Here is a 22444-nt window from a genome sequence, read left to right on the forward strand (position 1 = left end):
GTGACGAATTGATCCTCCGTTACCGAGGCTGATGCGGTTATCCTAGCGGCTCTGATCTCCGATAATTTCGGTATGAGCCGCTTTTTGTTGACCGCATGAACTACGACGCGGAATTCCGCTCCCTTATTTCGTTGGAACACGTTGGCCGGCTGCCCGCCGCGCAGACCTTGGTGCTGACGGTGAACAACCGGCTGGCGCGTCGTTTGACGCTGGATCTGGCCGGTCAGTTGCGCCGTGAACGGCAGGTCAGCGAATTGCCGCGAGTGTTGCCGTTGGGTGCCTGGCTGGTCGAGGCAGGTGCCGACCTGGCCTTTGTCGCGGACGCCGATCTGCCTGCGCATCGCCTCGATACATTTGCGACCCAAATGGTATGGGTGGATGCGATTGCGGCGGAAGAGGGTGATCGCGTATTGCTGGACGTCGCGCAGGCGGCGGCGTTGGCGATGGATGCCGACGCGTTGATGGACGAGTGGGATCTGCAGGTCCCCAGTGGCGCCGATACCGACGAGTATCGCGGCTTCGCACGTTGGCGCGCGCGTTATCGCGAACAGTTGCGCTCGATTGATGCAGAGGATGCGAACCAAGGCTATGCGCGCGTGCTGGACGCGCTGCAGCAGGGAGGCGTGGCAGCGCCTCCCTACCTGGTGTTGGCAGGTTTTACTGATGTGTCACCGCGTTTTGCTGCATTGCTCGATGCATTCCAGGATCGCGGGTCGCAATTGTCGTGGTTGCAGGACGCCGAGGCCGAGGCGGCGACGCCGGTACGTTATTGCGCGGATGATCTGGGAGGCGAATGGCGCGCGGCTGCCGCCTGGGCGTCGCAGCGATTGGACGAGAATCCTGCCGGACGCTATGCGATAGTGTCAGCCCAATTGCAGTCCGAGTCACCGTTTGCGCGGCGAGTGGTGGGGCAGGCCCTGGCTCAGCGCGGACATGCGTTTAACGTGGCAGTGGGACGGCCGCTGACAGAATGGCCCGCAGTTCGTGCGGCGTTGGCGTGGTTGCACGCCTTGGCCGACATGGCGTATGCGGATGCGGTGGATACGCCGGTCTTGGGGGCGGCATTGCTGGCTGGCCATTGCGCGGGTGACCGTACTGATGGCGCCAAACTGGCGACGATCGACGCCCGCTGGCGCCGCAAGGGGCTTAGCCGTATCGACGCCGCGCAATGGCAACGGGATATCGCCGTCGAGAACGCCAGGAAGGCTAATCTGGCGCTTGCTGGCGTGACCGGCAATACGGCCGTTGATGTCGTCCAGGATGTTGGAAACAACGTCGCCGGCAGCACCGGAACCGCTTCGTCGGCGACGAAGGGCACGACACTCTCGACAGCTTGGCCTGCCGCGGTGGAAATTTGGCGGCAGGTCGGTGAGCGCGCGACATGTGATCTCTGGATGCCTGCCATGCGCGCTGCATTGGTGGCGTTGGGTTTCCCGGGAGAGCGGCCCCTGGATAGCGTAGGCTACCAGGTCATGGGCGCGCTGGGAGACTTGTTCGGCCGTTACGCGGCATTGGCGCCTGCGGCTGGACAGTTGAATGGCCGCGCCGCCGTGCGTTTGCTGGAGCGTGCAGCGGCAGCATCGTCGTTCCAACCGCAGCGTGATCCATCGGCGCGGCTGGATGTGTTGGGGCTACTCGAGGCCGAAGGCGGACATTGGGATGGTGTATGGATACTCGGTCTGACCGATGATGTTCTGCCGGCCACGCCGCAGCCCAATCCGCTGTTGCCTCTCGTGGTGTTGCGGCAGGCGGGTGCACCGCGCGCGACGCCGGAACGCGAGCGTCAATGGGCGGAATCCATGTATGCCGCGCTGTGCCGTTGTGCGCCCGAGGTGGTGGTGAGTCATTCGCACCTGGATGGCGAGCGCGAGCTGCGGCCGTCTCCCTTGATTGCGCAGGTCCCGTTAATGGATTGGCAGATGCCTGTTGCCGCGGCGCCTGCGTTGTTGCCTCAACAGGTGCTGGATGATGACCGAGGACCTGCATTGGCGCAGCGGGACGACCCGGTATCCTCCCTGATCCAACGATCATCGGATAATGGCAGCGCTTCGACGATGAGTTCGGGCGCATCAGCGGGTGAGTACGACGCGGCATTGCCGCTGGCGTTGGGCGATGAGCAGCCTTCTGCCTTGACATCAGCCCGCCTAGCTGGCGCGACGGGCGGACTCGATGTATTGGACACCCAGGCTCGTAATCCCTTATGGGCCTTTGTCCGGCATCGTCTGGGTGCCCGTGCCCTGTCTGATTATGCCGATATGGCGAATCAGAATGTGCGCGGGCAGTTTCTGCATCGCGCACTAGAGTTGGTGTGGCGCATGTTCTCCAGTCAGGAGGATTTGCATGCAGCGATGGAAGAGGGACGTTTGTCCTCTTTGATTGATCAGGCTATTGACGAGGCCGCCAGTACTGAGTTGAAAACCTATCCGCCAGCATTGCGTGAATTGGAGTGCGATCGCGGACGGACGGTCTTGGCAGGGTGGTTTGATGTTGAAGCGCAGCGTATGCCGTTCGAGGTGGCTCAGGTCGAGGAAACACATCATTGGTCACGCGGGCCGTTGGCGTTGACAGTGCGCCTGGACCGGTTGGATCGCCTGCCTGATGGCAGAGCAGTGATCGTCGACTACAAGACCGGCATGTCTCCGGGGAACCCAGAGTCCGATTGGGCGCGCGTGCGTCCGGTGAATTTGCAGTTGCCGTTCTATGCCTCAGTGCTGTCGGGCGATACCCCCGATGCGGATGTGGCGGCATTGGTGTTGGCGCAAGTACATGCACGTCAAGTCGTAGCGAGCGGATTGACGGACACGGATCTAGGAATGCCAGGCGTAACGGCAATTGACAAGAGCAAGGCTTTCGAGGGCCAGGCCTGGGGCGATATTCTGCATCGCTGGCGCGGGGCAGTAGAGGGATTGGCCGATGAGTATGCGGCAGGATACGCCGCAAACTTGGTCTATCGCCGGGACGATCTGAAATACTGTGACGCCATGCCATTCCTGAGGCTGCACTTGGAAGACGAGGATGACGCAGAATGAGTAGCGCTGTTCGTCAACCCTCTGATCATCTCGCACGCGCTCGTGCGTTGGACCCCGCTGCATCGTATCTGGTGCAAGCCCCTGCCGGCTCCGGCAAAACCGAGTTGTTGACCGATCGCATCCTGGCGTTGCTGGCGACAGTCAATCGGCCCGAGGAAATCGTCGCCATTACATTCACGCGCAAGGCCGCATCGGAAATGCATGCCCGCGTGCTGAGTAAATTGCGAGACGGCAATGGCCCCATGCCCGAGACCGAACACGGTCAGCGCAGTTGGCAACTCGCGCGCGAGGCGCTGGCGCGTGATGAGGCCCTAGGTTGGAAACTGCTGCAGCATCCGGCGCGATTGTCGATTCGTACCATCGACTCGTTTTGCGCGGGGCTGGTGCGCGGGATGCCGTGGTTGTCAGAGTTGGGCGGTATGCCGGATATCGCTGACAATGCCCAGGCCCATTACGAGGCGGCTGCACGTGCGACATTGGCGCTGGTCGATGATTTCGACGCTGTGCGTACCTTGCTAAAGCACTTGGATGTCGATACGCAGGCTGCTGTAGAAGCGATTGCGGCGATGCTTGGGCAGCGTGATCAATGGCTTCCCTTATTAGCGCACGGCAGTGATCGCATGGCTCTGCAGGATGCATTGGCCGAGGCCATTGGCGAGGACCTGGACGCTTTGGCGCAGGCCATGCCGTTGGGCTGGGAGGATGCGTTGTGCTGGCCTGCACGGATGGCCGCTGCGGCGTTGGACGAAGAGAGCGCCGCGCATCCCTTGGCGCCACTGCGCGATTGGAATGAGCCTCTGATGCCGGACGCCGAGTGCCTGGATCAGTGGAAAGCCGTACGTCATCTGCTATTGACTTCGACCGGCGGGCTGCGCAGTGCGCGTGGGGTAAACAAAAAACTGGGCTTTCCTCCTAAGTGCGAGCACAAAGAGGTATTCGCGCAATGGCTGGATGCGGCTGATCCCGACGCTGCCTGGATTTGGATGCTGGACGCAGTGAATTCGGTGCCGCCGGCTGAGTTCAGCGAGGAGCAATGGCGCGTTTTGAGTGCGCAGTTGATGACGTTGAAGCTGGCCGTCGCCCAACTGCATTTGCGTTTTGCAGAAACGCGCGAAGTGGATTTCATTGAAATCGCGCAGCGTGCCTCGCATGCCTTGGGGTCTGCGGACGATCCCGGTGAGTTGCTGTTGAAGCTGGATGCATCGATTCGTCATCTGTTGATCGATGAGTTTCAAGACACGAGTTTGACGCAGATTCATCTGTTGGCGACCTTGACGTCCGGCTGGCAGCCTGGTGACGGGCGAACCCTGTTTCTAGTCGGCGATCCCATGCAGTCCATCTACCGTTTCCGCAAGGCAGAGGTCGGCTTGTTCCTGCAAGCGGCTGAGAGCGGTATTGGCGAGATTGCGCCGGAATTCCTGCAGCTCACCGATAACTTCCGATCCCAGGCCGGTGTCGTCGAGTGGGTCAACGCGACATTCCGTGGCTTGCTGCCCGCACGCAATGATGCAGCTGCGGGGGCCATCGCCTATACCGATTCAGCCGCGTTCAATCCGCAAATGCCGGGCGAGCCGGTGCGTTTCCATGGCGCTTTCAGCACGTCAGGTGCGAGCGAGGCCGACGAGGCGGCCGAGACACTGACGGTGCAACTGGTCAAGCAGGCACTGCAAGACCGTGATCCGGCGAGCCGGCATCCGGTGGCTATTTTGGTGCGAGCGCGAGGTCATTTAGGGCAATTGGTGCGTCGATTGACCCAGGCCGGTATCGCCTGCCGTGCAGTCGATCTCGTACCGTTAGGGCAGCGTCAGGTAGTGTCGGACTTGGTGCAATTGTTGCGTGCCTTGTCCCATCCCGCGGATCGGTTGGCGTGGTTGTCGGTCTTGCGCGCGCCGTGGTGCGGGCTGACCTTGAATACGCTGCACGCGTTATTTGGCCAAGATTTGACGACACCTGTCCCGACTTTGCTGGCTGATGCATTACGTACGACGAAGCCTGCGGCAGTGCCGTTGCCTCGCGGGCAAAGCCTGTCGCTATGGGATGAGCCACAGCCACAATTACCGCTGGAGCCCGAGCATGGGCAACTGCAGGAGCCGACGGCATCACAAATTGGACAGGAGTCGAGGACGGCGTCGAGTGTGGCACAGCAGCTTTTGCCTGCAGACGAATATGCCCGCCTGGCCCATGTTGGCCCAATCTTGCTGGACGCGACAAACGCCAGCGGTGCGATGCCGTTGGCGGCGTGGCTGGAATCCCTGTGGCACCGATTGGGTGGCACTGCCTTGTATCCCAGCGCCAGCGCAGCCGAAGACGCGGAGAGCCTGTTTGTCCTGATCGAGCGCCTGGCGCCTCATGGTGGACTCGATCCGGCACAGTTGGATACCGCACTGGCCAGACTTTACGCCGCGCCAGACGGTGGTGGCGACGACGGCGGCGTGGTCGAAATTATGACGATGCACAAGTCCAAGGGCTTGCAGTTCGACACCGTGATCTTGTACGGCTTGCACAAATCGCCACGGGCAGAACGCGCGCCATTGGTGAGCTTTGAGCAGCGTGGCGAGCGCGTGCTGTTCGGCCCTGTCAAGCCTAGGGCAGACAGAGAAGCCGATCCCGTGTCTCGTTATCTGGGCTTGCGGGAAAAGCGCCGCGCGGCCTACGAAACGGATCGCCTGTTGTACGTGGCGGCTACGCGAGCGCGCCACCGTCTGCATCTCGTGGGAAATGTCGCAGTAGACCCCGCGACAGGCCAACCCAAGCCTCCGCCCGCCAACAGCTTGCTGGGACGGTTGTGGCAATGGTTGCCTGCCGATCAAAAGGCTCCTCCGCAGGATTGGCAAGACACTGCCTCGCAGGATGACAATGCGGCCGCTCCCTATACCGGCGAGCCATTACGACGTATTGCCAATGAGGCGATCGATCTGCTGCGCGCTCAGCACCCGCCGATCAGCGGCCCAGGTTCTAGCCTAAGTACACTGAATGCCGTCCTGGGGCAGGGCGCAGAACATCCCGCCTGGCAGCTGGAAACCGTTCACGATGCCGCAATCGGCACCTTGGCCCATGCCTGGTTGGCCCGTATCGGACAAGACGGCCTGAATGCCTGGCCCGCCGACACCTTGCGCGCCTATTTGCCTGTCATGCAAAAGCAGCTGACCCGCGCCGGTTTGCCGGCCTCTCTAGCCCCCGATGCTGCGCAGTCGGTCCTGGACACGTTGTTGGCCACGCTGGATCACGATCGCGGCCGCTGGCTGCTCTCGCAATCCTCCGCACGCCGCGAATGGCCTCTCATCGACGCCACCGGCCGCGTTTCCGTCATCGACCTGGCCCTCAGTACCGAAGACGGCTGGCTCATCGTTGACTACAAAACCGCCCGCCCACGCACCGGCGAGTCCACAGAACATTTCGCCACCCGCATGCGCCAACGCCATGCGGACCAACTTCTGCGCTACTGCACTCAAGTCACAGCGCTGGACGCCCGCCCCGCCAGATCAGTCCTATATTTTCCCAGAGCAGCACTGTGGATAGATTTGTAGCTTGATTTGTAAGCTATCTTGAAATTTTAAGGACGCACGGGGTGAGCGTATCGTCGCTGTTCTCTTGACGTGCGCTTCGCACAGCGCCGCCGCGCGCCTGCTCTGGTGCTGCCAGACGACTCATAGACCTCCATCTCATAGCGTTCCCGCACTGAGCACGCGCCGGCATCACGTCCTGGTGGCAGTCAGCCGATGCGAAGTCCGGTTCGGCACCGCGTCTTCACGATTTTGCTTGGCGACCGCCGGATTCGGCAGTCCCGGGCGAACGCCACGTAAGTCGTGAACCGATGCCCAGACTTGTGCCCGCAAGCAAGCTGCGGAGGGCAGTATGCGCCGCCACGGTCCGATGCTGTGAATCCCGTTCTTGTCCAGTCGTCCATGTCGTTTTCCTGTGTAAGGATCTACCTATGCTCAATGAGCTCTGTTTCCCTCCGAGTCGATCTCCCTCAATCGAGAATCGTTTTCACGCAAATCCGGATACCCAAAATATTCGAAAGGCATTATTAGAGGCCTTAGAGAAAGACGATTGGTCAGTATTCGAGGCCGCAGCGTTTAACGACGCTGAGACACTCATCGAAAAAATGCGCTTTGATAACGGCAAAAATTGTCTTCATGTTGCCGTCAAGACTGGCAGTCAATCGGTCGCTTTGAATCTCATAAAACTCGCTCACGAGAGACGTCTCGATCTTATTAATAGTAAAGATCTGACCGGCTACACCCCCCTCATGTACGCGGCAGATTCAGCAACCGACAACCTCGAATTGGTCGATGCGTTGTTCAACGCCGGTGCACGCGAGGGGCTGGCGCAGGCACTGAAATCTGCCGCGCAACGAGGTCATGTGGCAATCGCGACGCGGTTGGTCGGTACGGACGTTGACGCACCCACAGTCCTGGCAGAGATTATCGCGGACGATGCGGCGCATCTGCGTCGCGTGAAAGCCAACGCCGCTCGATTACTGATAGCGCTAGGAGTTAGCGCGACAGATGCGCTTGCTTACGCGGTCGAACATTGTCCAGAAGAGGCGGCAAGCTTTTTATTTTTGCTTGGCGCCAACGGAGCTGATGCGCTTGCCTCGGCTGCCAATGCTCGTGATCAAAGCAGACTGGCGCGCTTAGTGTCGGCGGGCGCGGATGTCGAGACTGCGCTGATCAGTCTGGCGAAACACCCCGATAGGCTGGTCCATTACAGGGATGTGTCCTTTTTGAACAGAATCAACTATAGCGAGCGTTGGCGTCGTTGGCATGAGACTTCAAGAATCGATACGGCAGCGCTGTTGAGGCTGCTAAAAAGCGGAGATACCGCGACCATGCTGACTTTGGCTCGGGCGATAGCTCCCGAGCATCGAGGATGGGACGAGTTGGCCAAAAGCGGAAATGTCGAAGCCCTAACCGCGCTGCGGACTATTTCTGGAAAAGACGAATCAGAAACATGTCTGCGGTTCTTTGTTGTCAATGGCCATTGGAACTCCTTGAAAACCTTGCTTGATGCTGGCGTGCCGGCATCAAGAACGCTGGAAAGTCTACTCCGCGACCTGCGCGCCAGCCGTCCAGGCAGTCTGGAGTATCGGAACTTCCGTGAATCGCTGAAACTCTTGTTTGTCGCCGGCGCAGACGGGTTACCATTTCCCGAGGAGCTGAGAGACGAGATCAATGAGAGAAAAAAGGAGATATCGTCTTTCTCTCCCAGCGAGGTAAATGCGGCGTTCTTATCCGCAATAACAAACAAGTACACCGCGGATGCCGCGCTTCTACTTGACAAAGGGGCCGACCTGATTGCTGCACTGCAGTATTTAAGCCAGCCCGAAGAGATAGACGACGCGTCGCTATCAAGCGAAATACACCTATTACGTTATAGGGAAAGAGTAGGTAGATTAGGCATACCTAATTTGATTGATACCGGCCGGGTCACGTCTGAGGCTCTTATATCTCGCGAAATGCGCATTGCACGTGACATGGAGGCAGGACGCAGATCCCTAGGAATACGCAACTTGATTGACGCAGGTGCGGTCACCGCCCAGACTCTTATCGATCGCGTTAAGGCCGGTGATATGCAAGTCTCCAGAGCGATTGCCAAGCACCGGAACATCGCCACCGATGCGCTCGTTGAGCTCATTGTTCAAGGGGACCAGGAAACCGCACGCGTACTCGTTCCTACCTTGACCGATGGGCAGCTTGCTCTGACACAGGCCGTTCGATGTAATGATTTGAACCTGGCTCGAGCTCTGATTGAGATCGGCGCAGACGGGCCGGGGGCCTTGCTGTCATTGTTGCGAGAAAAACATCGGGAAGTCGCGGGCAGATTGATTGCCCTGGGCGTGGACGTTCATACGGCGCTGATGCGCGCCGTACGTGAGGGACATGATTCAGATAAAACCGCTATAGGGGATTTGATCATGATCGGGGCCCAGTTTTCCATCGCATTGCTACGAGCCGTGGCACTCGGAGAGACAGAGACGGTAAAGAAAATACTGAATCTTGGGGGTACGTCAGCGGCGACGGAGGCTTTACTAACCCTGAGCCAGGATGCCACGCTCGCCTATAACCTCAAGGCTAGCCGGCTCAAGCAGCTGATTCAGGCGGGTCTGAATACTGACAGAGTATTAGAGCAACTCATCGAGGACCGCAAGACCGCCCAACTGAAGACGCTGATAGCGCTTGGCGCACCCACTGTTAAATTACTGATAGAGCTGAGCAAACAACGCAACCGGATCGGTGCACGAAATTTAATTATCGCCGGAGCGGATTTCATCACAGCAATGCGGACTCTGCAGATTGATGGTGAGCAAGTGGCGCTAACTGTGTTGGTGCTGGCCTTGGCGGGCGCCAGGGAACGTATGGTGCCGGCGGTGAGCCTTTGACCCAGTGGACTTTTAGCAAGCCATTGAGCGGCGTGTTTTATCTCTGTTGGCTCGTGTGGCTCCGGCAGGGTCCCTCGAGGAGCAGGTTGGGCCTTGGCAGGCTAGGTGACAGAATGGTGCATGGAACGAAATTTTAAATTTCGTTCCTTACGCTGTGCAGCCTCCTGTTGCTCATGTGTAACGTAAGAATTGTGAACCGATTGGTAGTCGGGTGGCTGACTCATTTGACGTTTTATCGCGTTTTTTTTGAGAGAGTCATCCTATGTCCTATGGAATTGAACCCTTTTTGGGGCCTCCCTCTCCGGCTCAGATAGAACCAGAGCCGGCGAACAATGAGGGTATGGCAGAAGTACAAAACGCGCTACAGCAGGCTTTGCTAGATGACGACTGGGCAACGTTCGACGCCTTGGTTTTCAGCGACGAATCCTTCAATATCGAAACAGGGCAAAACGCGCACGGCCAAAATTTTCTTCATGTCGCCATTCAAATGGGCAGCCGTTCAATTGCATTGAACCTCGCAAAGCGAGCTGGCGAACAAGGTCTCGATATCATTAATACCGAAGATCTATTCGGATTCACCCCACTCGCGTATGCGGTCGAATCTCAAACGGATGACCGGGAATTAGTCGACGAGCTGCTCCTGGCGGGCGCGAATGTCAAGTTATCGGAGGCCTTGCAGGCTGCTGCCCAGGGCGGTCATGCGGAAATGGCGACGGCGTTGATGGCCGCAGGAGTTAACGGTCCGGAGGTGCTGGTGGATATCCTTCGGCATAACAGCGATCCGGACAAGGTGAAAGCCGCGAAACTGCTGATATCGCTAGGAATGGATGCCACCGTAGCATTGGAGTCTGCGGTCAAAAAGGAGCAGTGGGACGCAATAAGTCCATTGATTTTACTCGGCGCTAAAGGATCCGAAGCGCTTGCTTCGCTCTCCAACTCGGATGATCGTAAGGCAATGGCGCGATTGATCTCAGCGGGTGCCGATGTGGTTATGGCGCTGAAGATCTTGGCAACAAAAGCCAATAGCCCAGAGAATAGCGGTGCCATGAGATCATTGATTGGATCGGAACTAGGGAGTGACGATGACAGCGTGGACGAGCATACTTTTAGTTCGCGACATCGCCAAGACATAAACTGGACCAGCAAGTTAGCACTGCTGCAGTTGGCAAAAAGCGGGAACATACGTGCCGTACAAACATTAAGTACGGTTATGCTGCCGATCGACGAGCTCACTTGCAGAGAGCTGGCAATGGGGGGGCATGTCGAAACTATAAAAACACTGATTGCCGCTGGTCTTGTGAATTCGGAAGAGTTTCTCAAAAGCTTTGCTCTTGCAGGAAACTTGGCGGCAGCAAGAGCGCTGATCAACGCCGGCACGCCAACATCAGAGACGTTGACCCGACTGTGCAAGACGCCTGGGGGCCGTCCACAGTATCAACCAAATCTTGACGCAATAAAACTGTTGATTTTTGCGGGTGCAGCGCCTTCACACCCGTTGAGTGAAGGCGTATCCGACGATATCAACAGAAAAAAAGCAGAAATATCGACTCTCGATTCCGGTGCGATGGTTGAGAGATTCGTCAACGCCGCAAAATGCGGCGACGTCGTTGATATGGCGATGCTGCTTGGCTGCGGCGTTGATACCGTCGCCGCTCTGAGGCTGCTGGGGGAGTCGCCTCCGTGGCTCGGAGTGCCAAAAGCAAAGGATGCGTGCCTGAACGCGGGTATGACTTTATCCGAAATTCTCGTCGGCCAAGTGAAGGCCGGCAACATGAAGGCTGCTAAGAACCTCATCGGACCAACGGATACCACAGCCGATACGCTCACGGAGCTCATTATTAACGGGGATACCGATACAGCACGGACATTTGTGCCTGCCTTGACCAATGGACAGCGCGCGTTGCTACGGGCAGCTCAAAGCAATGACGGAGATCTGATGCGAGCTCTGATTGAGATAGGTGCAGATGCGCCAGCGGCAGTGCTGTCATTGTTAGAGGCGAACGCTCGAGAGGCCGCGGGCAGATTAATGGCCTGGGGAACGGACGTTCATGCGACATTGATGCGCGCCATAAGCGCAGAACACGAGCCAGACCAGAATGTCGTACAGGGCCTGACCATGATGGGGGCCGACTACCACATCGCGTTGCTGCGAGCGCTCGAAGCTAACGATTTCGCGATCGCACAGAGGGTATTGAATTTAAAAGGGCATGCGGTGGCAGAGAAAGCATTATTCGCCTTGATCGCAGGCGACGCACCCATCGACGAGCCTGGCCTCCACCGGCTCGACTGGTTAGTTCGGGCGCAAATAGATACTGGCGAATTAATAAGGAAACTCGCTGAGGACGGGCAGCGCGCCTGGCTGGGGACGCTTATTGACCTTAATGTGCCCACGGCCAAAGTGCTGATTGATTTGGCCATAGAGGGTAACCGATTGGATGCACAAACCCTCATTGCCGCAGGGGGAGATGTCGCTGTTGCCATGGACACGTTGCGGGCTTACGACGAGCAAGATGCGTTAAACGTATTGGTTCTTGCTGCGGCTGCGGCGCCGGACACGGCGTCTCAGTGATTTCATTCAGGATGAGGGGGGGCGGCCAACAGAGGTGTCATTAAGCGATCTTTCGTCTGCTCTGCTAGAATCTCATTTGACGGGCCCCTTCGCATGGTTCGGCGGTGAACCTGGTCAGGTCGGGAACGAAGCAGCCATAGTCGTTTAGGATCAGTGCCGGAGTAAGGCTCGTCACTCGGTTTCCCAAAAGGGGCGCCGTAATCGGAACGAATTGTCAGCATTAGGGCAATTCGCGCCCTGGTTGCGGCGCCCCTTTTTTGTCGCCAGATCGCCCCAGGATAAAAATGCCCCTTGGGAGCCGCGAGCCGAAGGCGCGGCGTGGGGCATTTTTGCTTTGGGCGTGCAGGCGGCGCATAACTGGCTCTACAATCCGTCCATGACTTATCTGGTACTGGCCCGCAAGTGGCGCCCACGTTCGTTCGATACCCTGGTAGGCCAGGACCACGTGGTGCGCGCGCTGACCCATGCGCTCGACTCTCAGCGCCTGCATCACGCCTGGCTGTTCACCGGCACGCGTGGCGTAGGTAAAACGACCTTGTCGCGCATTTTGGCGAAATCGCTGAATTGCGAGACCGGCATTACCTCTCGACCCTGCGGCCAATGCCGTGCTTGTACCGAGATCGACGCCGGCCGCTTTGTGGATTACCTGGAGCTCGATGCGGCGTCGAACCGCGGCGTCGAGGAAATGACCCAGTTGCTGGAGCAGGCGGTGTACGCCCCGGGCGCGGGCCGTTACAAGGTCTACATGATCGACGAAGTTCACATGTTGACCGGGCATGCGTTCAACGCCATGCTGAAAACGCTCGAAGAGCCGCCGCCCCATGTGAAATTCATCCTGGCGACGACGGATCCACAGAAAATCCCGGTCACGGTGCTGTCGCGCTGTCTGCAGTTCAACTTGAAACAAATGCCGCCTGATGCCATCGTCGGCCATTTACAGGCGGTGCTGGCGGACGAGTCCATCGGCAATGAGCTACCGGCCTTGCGTCTGATCGCGCAGGCGGCCGGCGGGTCGATGCGCGATGCTTTGTCGCTGACTGACCAGGCGATCGCCTACAGCGCGGGCAATCTGACCGAAGACGCCGTGCGCGGCATGCTGGGGACGATAGATCAACGCCATTTGGTACGTTTGCTCGAGTCGTTGTCGGCGGGCGAGGCCGCGGGCGTCCTGGCGGTCGCAGAGGAACTGTCGACGCGTGGCCTGTCGTATGCAGGCGCGCTGGCCGATCTGGCGGTGCTGCTCTCGCGTATAGCGATCGAGCAGCGCGTGCCTGGCGCGACTCCCGCCGAGGACCCTCTGGCTGGCGATATAGGGCGTTTGGCGACGTTGTTGCATCCTGATGCAGTGCAATTGTTTTATTCCGTGGCGGTACATAGCCGCAGCGAGCTTTCTCTCGCGCCGGATGAGCATGCGGGCTTCATCATGGCCTGTTTGCGTATGTTGGCGCTGAACGGGCAGGCAGGTCCGCAGACGGCGTTACAGGCTCCTGCGCCAGTGGTGGGCGAAGTATCGGCTGCCGCCTCAGGGGGGGGCACAGCAGTACAACAGGCCGCTTCGGTGCCTGTAGCGGCAAGCCCCGCGGCGCAGGAGCCGCTTCGCGCCGCCGTGCCGGCCGGTTCCGAGCGGCCGGCTGCTGCGGCCCCGTCCCCCCAGGTTGGCACTCAGACTGACTCCGCACCGGCAGGTCCGACGGGCGTTGCTACGCAGCAGGCTCCCACGCCTGGGGCACAGCCGGCTGCTATTCGTGCAGAGCAAGACATTCCTCCGTGGGAGGACTTGCCCGCGGCTGAGGATTCATCGCTGGATCCCGCTCAAGCCCGATCTCAGGACGCGGTACCTTCATCAATTCAGAGCCATACGTCGACGCCCGAGTCTGCCTCGCCCTTGGATCCCAAGGCGGCGCACGCGGCGGCGTTGGCAGTGACTCCGTCCTCTGCTCACACGCAGACCAAGGCCTCGCCGCCGCGCCCGGATGAGCCGCCAGCCTGGGTGGACGAGGACATTCCGGACGAGGCCGAGGGCGGTTACATGCCCGCGGCCGAGTTCACCGCCGATCCGGATGATGAGTTCGAGACGCTGGCCACATCGGCACCGGTGGCAGACCTCGCGCCTGCGCCGCGTCGGCCATCCGCTCCGCCTCCTCGCCGTTCTCGTCAGCCCCGTGCCAGTCTGAACAGCATGTCGGCCACCGAATGGCCGGCGTTGGCGGCGAAATTACCCGTGACTGGCCTGGCGGCAGAGTTGGCTCGGCAAAGCGAATGGTCGGGCGTGCAGGGCGATGCCGTCGTGCTGCGCGTCGCAGTGAAAACACTGGCGGAAAGTGAAAGCCGCGTGCGCCTGCAAACCGTACTATGCGAACATTTCGGCCAAGGGCTGCGCCTGGAAATCGAGGTCGGTGCGACGGGCGACAGCACGGCACACGCCGTGGCGCAGATCGAAAAGGCAGCACGCCAAAAAGCGGCCGAGGAGGCAGTAGACGCCGATCCCTTTGTGCTGGCATTGAAAGCCGATTTCGGCGGCCGTGTCAGCGCGGTGCGGGCTGTCGAACCGCGAGCATGATCAGTGTAAATAGGTCGCCGTTCTCTTTTTGAACCCAAACACCTGTTAAATTTTTATCCCTATTCAAGGACGTTCCCATCATGATGAAAGGACAACTGGCCGGTCTGATGCGCCAAGCGCAGCAGATGCAGGAAAACATGAAAAAAGCCCAGGATGCACTGGCCGAGATCGTCGTCGACGGTGCCTCGGGTGGTGGTCTGGTCAAGGTTTCCATGACTTGCCGCCATGACGTCAAGCGTGTCGAGATCGATCCCAGCCTGTTGGCCGACGATAAAGACATGCTCGAGGATCTGGTGGCGGCGGCGTTCAACGACGCGCTGCGCAAGGCCGAAGCCACTGCGCAGGAAAAAATGGCTGGCGTGACTGCCGGCATGCCCTTGCCGCCGGGAATGAAGCTGCCTTTTTAAGCCTGTCAGGCGAATAGGTGCGTATTTCTGGCGCACCTGCTTGCCGTTTTCCGTTGTTTCTTTTCGTTGTTTCTGTGGCCGAGATGGATTCTCAACTGCCTGAACCTGAGCCGCTGGTCTCGTTGATCGAGGCGCTGCGCCGCCTGCCTGGCGTCGGCGTGCGTTCGGCGCGGCGGATGGCCTATCACCTCATGCAGCACGATCTGCAAGGGGCCGATATGCTGGGCAGGGCCTTGGCAGGCGCTGTGCAGAATCTGCGTCATTGTGCGCGCTGCAACGGCTTTACCGAGGATGAGATCTGCGCCACCTGTGCCAATCCCAAACGCGATCCCTCGTTGCTATGCATTGTTGAAACCCCGGCCGATCAAAATATGATCGAGGCCAGCCACGGGTATCGTGGTTTGTACTATGTGCTGATGGGCCGTGTGGCGCCGCTCGAGGGCATAGGCCCTCGAGAGCTGGATTTCGATCGCTTGCTCGAACGAGTCTCCGATGGTGTGGTGCAAGAGGTGATCCTGGCCACCAATTTCACGGCCGAGGGCGATACGACCGCGCATTTCCTGAACGAGGTCCTGGCTGACAAAGGCCTCAAGGTCACCCGTCTGGCCCGTGGCGTGCCCGCGGGCAGTGAGCTGGAGTACGTCGATGCGGGGACGATCGCCTGGGCGCTGATGGAACGCAAATCAGCCTAGCCCTCGATGTCGTTTTCACGTGGATTTTCAGCGGTTTCCGCGCCGCAGGCGGTCTCAACGATATGCCTGCCGTGCCGACACGCCTAGGGAAAACAACGGAAGAACTCTGGAAATCACTGGAGTATGATGCTGCGGCGACGGTCGAACAGGCAGTTTGCTGGCGCGATCGGCCTGATCGCCTTCGAACCCTGTTTCGTGCCTGCATAATGATTACGTGACGGCCAGTCAGGCCGCAATGGACACACAGGCCGCATAGCGGCAAAGGAGACCCTCCATGTCAATCACTCGTCGTGATTTACTCAAACTGGCCGGTGCGGCCGGTGCGATGAGCATGGCGCCAGCCATTGTGCGGGCCCAGAAATTAGAAAAAACGAGCGTACAGATCGCGGTGGGTGGCAAGCCCTTGATTTATTACCTGCCGCTCAGCATTGCCGAGATCAAGGGCTACTTCAAGGACGAAGGCCTGGACGTCAAGATCGCAGACTTTGCCGGCGGCTCCAAGGCTCTGCAGGCCGTTGTGGGCGGCAGCGCCGATGTGGTGTCCGGGGCCTTTGAGCACACGCTGCACATGCAGTCCAAGGGGCAGTTCTATCGCGCCTTCGTATTGCAGGGACGCGCTCCCATGATCGGTTTTGGGGTCTCGAAAAAGACCTTGCCCAACTACAAGAGCCCTGCCGATCTGAAAGGCAAGAAAATCGGTGTGACTGCGCCTGGTTCGTCGACGAACATGGTGGTCAGTTTCTTCCTGGCGCAACATGGTTTGAGCGACAGCGATGTGTCGTTCATCGGTGTCGGCGCCGGTGCAGGCGCAGTGACAGCGTTGCGCAGCGGCCAGATCGACGCGATGTCCAATACAGACCCCGTGGTGTCGATGCTGGCAATGGCCGGCGATATGGACATCATCGTCGATACCCGCACCTTGAAAGACACCCAGGCGATCTTTGGCGGCAATATGCCTGCGGGCAGCCTGTATGCCCCGCAAGCCTTTCTCGATGCGAATCCCAACACGACGCAGGCATTGACCAATGCGATCGTGCGCGCCGATAAATGGCTTCAGCAAGCCAGCGCCGACGAAATCGCCAAAACCGTGCCGACCCAGTATCTGTTGGGCGAACCCGATGTGTACAAGGCAGCGCTCGAAAAGAGCAAAGAGGGCTTCTCGCCTGATGGCGTGATTCCCGAGGACGGTGCCGCCACGGCTACCAAGGCGCTGGCCGCCTACGTCAAGGGTTTCGACGCTGCCAAGATCGACCCGTCGAAGGCCTGGACCAACGAATTTACCCAACGTGCTAACCAGAAATACCCCAATGGCTGACGCCGCACTTTCACTCGACCATATCACTTGCACCTTCGTGTCCCGCGACGGCGGGGGCAAACGCTATACCGCCGTTCAGGACACGACCTTGGCTATCGCACCGGGCGAGTTCGTCTCGGTGGTAGGGCCAACGGGTTGCGGCAAATCCACGCTGCTGAACGTAGGCGCTGGCTTGTTGCGTCCTTCGTCCGGGCAGGTCAAGGTTTTTGGGCAGGCCTTGGATGGCATCAATACTCGTGCGGGCTACATGTTTCAGGGCGAGGCGCTACTGCCATGGCGCAGCGCTCTGGAGAATGTCATCGCCGGCCTGGAGTTTGCCGGCGTAGATCGTGCCCAGGCGCTGGAGCGTGGCCGTGATTGGATGCGGCGCGTGGGCCTGGGTGGTTTCGAAGAACGCTATCCTCACCAGATGTCGGGCGGGATGCGCAAACGCGCCATGCTCGCGCAAACGCTGATTCGCGATCCCGACATCATCTTGATGGATGAGCCTTTTTCGGCGCTCGATATCCAGACGCGTCAGTTGATGGAAAACGAGGTGCTCGATCTGTGGATGGCCAAGCGCAAGGCCGTGTTGTTCATCACACACGATCTGGACGAGGCCATTGCGATGAGCGACCGGGTGGTGGTGCTGTCGGCAGGGCCGGGCACGCATCCCATCGGCGAGTTCGCGATTGATTTACCGCGTCCACGAGACGTGGCAGAAGTGCGCACCCATCCGCGCTTCGTGGAGTTGCATGCCGCGATCTGGGGCGTGTTGCGTGAGGAAGTTCTGAAGGGCTATGCCCAGCAAAAGCGAGCCTGATTATGTCGAAATTGTCTAAACCGGGCTCGTCGTTCAGCCTGCGCTTTTGGCAGCTATTGCTGCTGGCCGTCATCCTCGTCGTGTGGTACGTCGTATCGCTGGATCCCAAGGTGGCGTTCTTCTTTGGTCAACCGCTCGAGGTCTCGAAACGCATCTGGGCATGGTTCGTCACCGATGCCGATATCTATCGCCATTTGTGGATAACGCTCTCGGAAACCGTGCTGGCGTTTTTCATCGGCACGATATCGGGTTTGGGTTTCGGGCTGTGGCTGGGGCTGTCGAATACCGCCAGTGCGATTCTCGATCCCTACATCAAGGCTGCCAACTCAATGCCGCGCGTGATTCTCGCGCCGATTTTCGGGATGTGGTTCGGTCTGGGGATCTGGTCCAAGGTCGCGCTGGCTGTGACGCTGGTGTTCTTCATTGTGTTCTTCAACGTCTATCAGGGCGTGCGCGAGGTCAGTCCGACGTTGTTGGATAACGCTCGCATGCTTGGAGCAGGTCGCCGTCAATTGCTACGTCACGTCTATCTGCCTTCGGCAACGAGCTGGGTGTTTTCCAGCTTGCATACGTCGGTCGGCCTGGCGTTCGTCGGCGCGGTGGTGGGCGAGTATCTCGGCTCGGCCAGCGGCGTGGGCTACCTGATTTTGCAGGCCGAAGGCACGTTTGACGTCAATACGGTATTTGCGGGCATCGTTGTCCTGACGGCCTTTGCACTGTTGCTCGACTATCTGGTCGGCATCGGTGAAAAGCGATTGATGAAATGGCAGCCCAAAACGGGCGAGACCGAAAAAATCTGAGTGGAGTTCGCCCCAAGGTCTGCATGGCCCTGGGGCCTTTTTTTGCCTTGCGGCAGCCTGCATGAGTTCTTAGGAGATTTGCATCGTGGCACGTCTTTCTTACGCGGATTTATCGCATCCAGAGGCAAAGCCCCTGGTCGATCGCATCGTTGCCGAGCGCGGCAGCGTCCTGCATCTGTATCAGATGCTGCTGCACAGCCCGGCAGTGGCCAGCGGCTGGCTGAATTATCTGACCTCCATTCGCCAATTGAGCACCTTGCCCGGCGACCTGCGCGAACTGGTCATCATGCGCGTGGCTGCTATCAACGGCGCGCCGTACGAAGCGGACCAGCACGCCCCCATCGCTCTGCGCGAAGGCATCAGCCAGGCACAACTGGATGCGCTCGATCAATGGGAGTCGTCAGATCTTTTCTCGGAAACAGAACGTGCGGTGCTGGCCTATACCGACACGATGACGCGCAACGTCCAGGTGCCGCAACCGGTATTCGATGCTGCACGCCAAGCCATCGGCAGCGATAAATTGATGGTTGAGCTTACTGCAACCGTGGCCGCCTACAACATGGTGTCGCGCTTTTTAGAGGCGCTGCAGGTGCACTCGCACGACCATCGGTGAGTCGTTCTGGGGGGAGTGGCGTGCTTATGGACGTCGAGCCGAGGCAATCGGGCCGTGGGGGCTTCACAAAGCCGGTCCGGCCCGCCGGGGCCGGACACCGTGTTCGCTCGTCTCGTCCGCGCCTTCGCGCTACCTTCGACTTCCGCTCCACTCGGCTTTGAGGCGCCCCCACGGCCCGATTGCCTCGGCTCGACTCGCAGTAATTCAAGCTCATCACACCGCTGGCACGAGTTTCTTGCTTGGCGTTTTTTTGCTGCTCTGATGGTAAAGAGAAAGATCTTGCAGGGCTGCGATTCGCGTGTGCCCTGCACACACGCGAATCGCTATCGGTCCGGGCATGCGACGGCGTGGCGTGGTGCTTGGTTGGAAGATCTGCTTGGCTAGAGTTAATGCATGCGAAGATGCGTCGCACATCTTTGGATATCGCGAAGTCGTGGTACGAACAGTCGTCTGCTGATCTATGAGAAATCATCGCTCGAGAGATCGTCTGTTTATCGCTGACGCCAAAGCCTTCGCATGCAGATCACGAACGCTATTCATTGGCGCGCCCGTAGGCGCCAATGAATAGCCGCCCTGCGAGATTTCGTCCTTGCAAAAATCCGATCCTACGAAGCCTACGTAGACAGCTCGTGCCGGCGACGAGGGAATCAGAGACGGTGCGAGTCGAAGCGGGGCAGTGACCGTGTTGGCGCGCCTCGTGGCTGAGCGAGCGGATACCGAAGGCAGCGCGAAGGCGCGGACGAGGTTAGTGAAGCGGTGTCGGACGCGCAGGCGGCCGACCAGCCACGTGAAGCGCCAACACGGTCACTGCCCCGCTTCGACGTCCAATAGCACTCGATCCCCGCTCTGCCCACAACTGCAAACCTGAACGATCAAAACAGGGTCGATTCAGACCCGGCTAATTGGCAGCGGCGAGCAAAGCGTCGAGTTTGACCGCATCGGCCGAGAACAAACGAATCCCCTCGGCCAGTTTTTCCGTCGCCATCGCGTTTGCGTTCAACTCGGTGCGGAACCAAATCTCGTCAGCCGTACGGTGCGCGGGAACATCCGTACCGATGCTGTCGACACTCAAGCGCGCAGGCACATCGCCTTCGGTCTGATCCAACTCGGTGAGCAATTCCGGGCTGATGGTCAGCAGATCGCAACCGGACAGAGCCCGGATCTGGCCGGCATTGCGAAAGCTCGCGCCCATGATCTCGGTCGCGATGCCATGACGCTTGTAGTAGCGGTAAATCTCGGTGACCGACTGCACGCCGGGATCGTTTTCCCCGGCACGTTCGGCCTCGACCCAGTCGGCGCCTGCGGCTTTCTTGTACCAGTCGTAGATCCGGCCTACAAACGGCGAGATCAATTGCACGCCCGCATCGGCGCAAGCCATGGCCTGCGGCAGGGAAAACAGCAGCGTCAGGTTGCAGCGGATGCCGTCGGCTTGCAGGGCGCGGGCGGCCTGGATGCCTTCCCAGGTAGAGGCGATCTTGATCAGCACGCGTTCGCGCGCAATGCCGGCCGCCTCATAGAGCGCGATCAGGCCACGGCCGCGCTCGATCGTGGCGCGGGTGTCGAACGACAGGCGGGCGTCGACTTCGGTCGATACCCTGCCCGGAACGATTTTCAGGATCTCACGGCCAAAGGCGACCAGCAGTCTATCCGTCTGTTCGGCCGCAGACGCGCCTCGATGTTCTTGGACAACCTGTTGCAACAACGGCCGATAGGCGTCCTTCTGGACGGCCTTCAGGATCAGCGACGGATTGGTCGTGGCGTCAGTCGGGCGTAATGCCCGCATGGCTTCGAAATCGCCGGTATCGGCAACAACCGTGGTGTGACTGCGTAAAGCTTCAAGCTGGCTAGACATGGGACGGGTCGGCGTAGGCAAAGGTTGACAATAAAGAGCTAGGGTATCACTACGCGCCGTCGCCTTTTTTGACAAAAAGTACCGCCATGCTGCGTTTTCGACCCCTTGCCCTGAAGGAGCATTTATTACATTTTTGGTGGATTCCGCAGCCAAAAACACCGCTCCCGGCCTTAATCGGCGCGGTTTTCGGGGAAAAATGGCCCGAGAGGGTATAATTACAAGGTTTGATTATCGATTCTGAAACCGGGGTTTACTGTGCTGCCGCAACTTTTTCCCGAGGGCGCTGATCGCTTCCCTCCTGCAATTCTAGCTTTGGCGGACGGTACCATTTTCCGAGGCGTGTCCATCGGCGCGCCGGGTCATACAGTCGCCGAGGTCGTGTTCAACACGGCCATGACAGGCTACCAGGAAATTTTGACCGATCCTAGCTACAACGGCCAGATCGTCACACTGACTTATCCGCATATAGGCAATACCGGCGTCAACGCCGAGGACGTCGAAACCTCTCGCGTCCTGGCATCGGGCCTGGTGGTGCGTGACTGCCCGTCGCGCGTCTCGAATTTCCGTGCGACGCAATCGTTGCCCGACTACCTGGCTGCCCAGGGTGTCGTGGCGATTTCCGGTGTGGACACGCGCAAGCTCACGCGTATTTTGCGTGACAGCGGCGCTCAGGGCGCTTGTATCCTGGTCGGCGACGATGCCGATCGCGCCGTCGAATTGGCTCGAGGCTTTCCCGGCATGGCCGGCCAAGACCTCGCCAAGGTCGTTTCCATCAAAGACCCGCTGGACTGGAAACAAGGTACCTGGAAACTGGGCGAGAGCTTCACTTCGCCTGCCCAAGACCGCTTTCACGTGGTTGCGTACGACTTCGGCGTGAAATACAACATCTTGCGCCTGATGGCCGACCGTGGCTGCCGTATCACGCTGGTGCCGGCACAGACGTCTGCCGAAGACGTGCTCAAGCTCAATCCGGACGGTGTGTTCCTGGCCAACGGCCCTGGCGACCCAGAGCCTTGCGACTATGCCATTGAGGCGACCCGTGTGTTCCTCGAACGCAAGATCCCGACGTTCGGTATCTGCCTGGGCCACCAGATCATGGGTCTGGCCGTGGGCGGCAAGACGGTCAAGATGAAGACCGGCCACCATGGCGCGAACCACCCTGTGCAGGACCTGCAATCCAAGCGCGTGTTCATCACCAGCCAGAACCACGGCTTCGGTGTGGATGCGGCGACTTTGCCTGCCAACTCGCGCGCGACCCACGTGTCGCTGTTTGACGGTACCTTGCAGGGCTTTGAGCTGACCGATCGTCCTGCTTTCTGCTTCCAGGGCCACCCTGAGGCCAGCCCGGGCCCGCACGACATTATCGTGCTGTTCGACAAATTTATCAGCCTGATGGCCGGCCAGAAGAAATAAATACCGC

General features: G+C 59.3%; 13 protein-coding genes and 1 other RNA gene. 13 read left to right on the forward strand and 1 reads right to left on the reverse strand.

What is annotated here, in order from left to right; translation table 11 throughout:
• The first annotated feature begins 95 nt into the window (after positions 1-95).
• From CAL20_RS25755 to CAL20_RS06005, 12 genes are all read left to right on the forward strand, one after another.
• A complete protein-coding gene (locus CAL20_RS25755; protein WP_254923933.1) occupies positions 96-3029 on the forward strand; it encodes a PD-(D/E)XK nuclease family protein in 2934 nt (977 codons plus the stop codon).
• The gene (locus CAL20_RS05955) at positions 3026-6556 is read left to right on the forward strand and encodes a UvrD-helicase domain-containing protein (protein ID WP_094837413.1); all 3531 of its coding nucleotides are present in this window, start codon (positions 3026-3028) and stop codon (positions 6554-6556) included. The genes CAL20_RS25755 and CAL20_RS05955 overlap by 4 nt, the downstream gene beginning before the upstream one ends.
• Before the next feature lie 407 nt (positions 6557-6963).
• Entirely contained in the window at positions 6964-9414 is a 2451-nt protein-coding gene (locus tag CAL20_RS05960) for an ankyrin repeat domain-containing protein (RefSeq protein WP_094837414.1), read from the forward strand.
• Between the two features lie 340 nt (positions 9415-9754).
• Positions 9755-11983, forward strand: coding sequence for an ankyrin repeat domain-containing protein (locus CAL20_RS05965; RefSeq protein WP_143277049.1), 2229 nt, complete (start codon positions 9755-9757; stop codon positions 11981-11983).
• A 78-nt stretch (positions 11984-12061) separates the two neighbouring features.
• Positions 12062-12159, forward strand: an RNA gene (gene ffs / locus CAL20_RS05970) — signal recognition particle sRNA small type.
• A gap of 200 nt (positions 12160-12359) precedes the next feature.
• Positions 12360-14543 (forward strand): DNA polymerase III subunit gamma/tau, encoded by a 2184-nt coding sequence (locus CAL20_RS05975; protein WP_094820177.1) that lies wholly within the window; start codon positions 12360-12362, stop codon positions 14541-14543.
• 80 nt (positions 14544-14623) lie between these two features.
• Entirely contained in the window at positions 14624-14950 is a 327-nt protein-coding gene (locus CAL20_RS05980) for a YbaB/EbfC family nucleoid-associated protein (RefSeq protein WP_094820154.1), read from the forward strand.
• Positions 14951-15033: 83 nt separating this feature from the next.
• Positions 15034-15642: a recombination mediator RecR gene (gene recR, locus CAL20_RS05985; RefSeq protein WP_094820178.1), complete on the forward strand. Its 609-nt coding sequence runs from the start codon at positions 15034-15036 to the stop codon at positions 15640-15642.
• 274 nt (positions 15643-15916) lie between these two features.
• Positions 15917-16957, forward strand: a complete 1041-nt coding sequence (locus CAL20_RS05990) for an ABC transporter substrate-binding protein (protein WP_094837416.1) — start codon at positions 15917-15919, stop codon at positions 16955-16957.
• Positions 16950-17759, forward strand: coding sequence for an ABC transporter ATP-binding protein (locus tag CAL20_RS05995; RefSeq protein ID WP_094837417.1), 810 nt, complete (start codon positions 16950-16952; stop codon positions 17757-17759). Before CAL20_RS05990 ends, CAL20_RS05995 begins: the two co-directional genes overlap by 8 nt.
• Before the next feature lie 2 nt (positions 17760-17761).
• Entirely contained in the window at positions 17762-18559 is a 798-nt protein-coding gene (locus tag CAL20_RS06000; RefSeq protein WP_094820157.1) for an ABC transporter permease, read from the forward strand.
• A gap of 85 nt (positions 18560-18644) precedes the next feature.
• The gene (locus tag CAL20_RS06005; RefSeq protein ID WP_094820158.1) at positions 18645-19172 is read left to right on the forward strand and encodes a carboxymuconolactone decarboxylase family protein; all 528 of its coding nucleotides are present in this window, start codon (positions 18645-18647) and stop codon (positions 19170-19172) included.
• Between the two features lie 898 nt (positions 19173-20070).
• Here CAL20_RS06005 and tal read toward each other — a convergent pair.
• Entirely contained in the window at positions 20071-21024 is a 954-nt protein-coding gene (gene tal / locus CAL20_RS06010; RefSeq protein ID WP_094822506.1) for a transaldolase, read from the reverse strand.
• Positions 21025-21279: 255 nt separating this feature from the next.
• Here tal and carA point away from each other — a divergent pair, with 255 nt between their 5' ends.
• Positions 21280-22437, forward strand: a complete 1158-nt coding sequence (gene carA / locus CAL20_RS06015; RefSeq protein WP_176456556.1) for a glutamine-hydrolyzing carbamoyl-phosphate synthase small subunit — start codon at positions 21280-21282, stop codon at positions 22435-22437.
• Positions 22438-22444: the final 7 nt, after the last annotated feature.

The organism is Bordetella genomosp. 4 (assembly GCF_002261185.1).
Lineage (GTDB): Bacteria > Pseudomonadota > Gammaproteobacteria > Burkholderiales > Burkholderiaceae_B > Bordetella_A.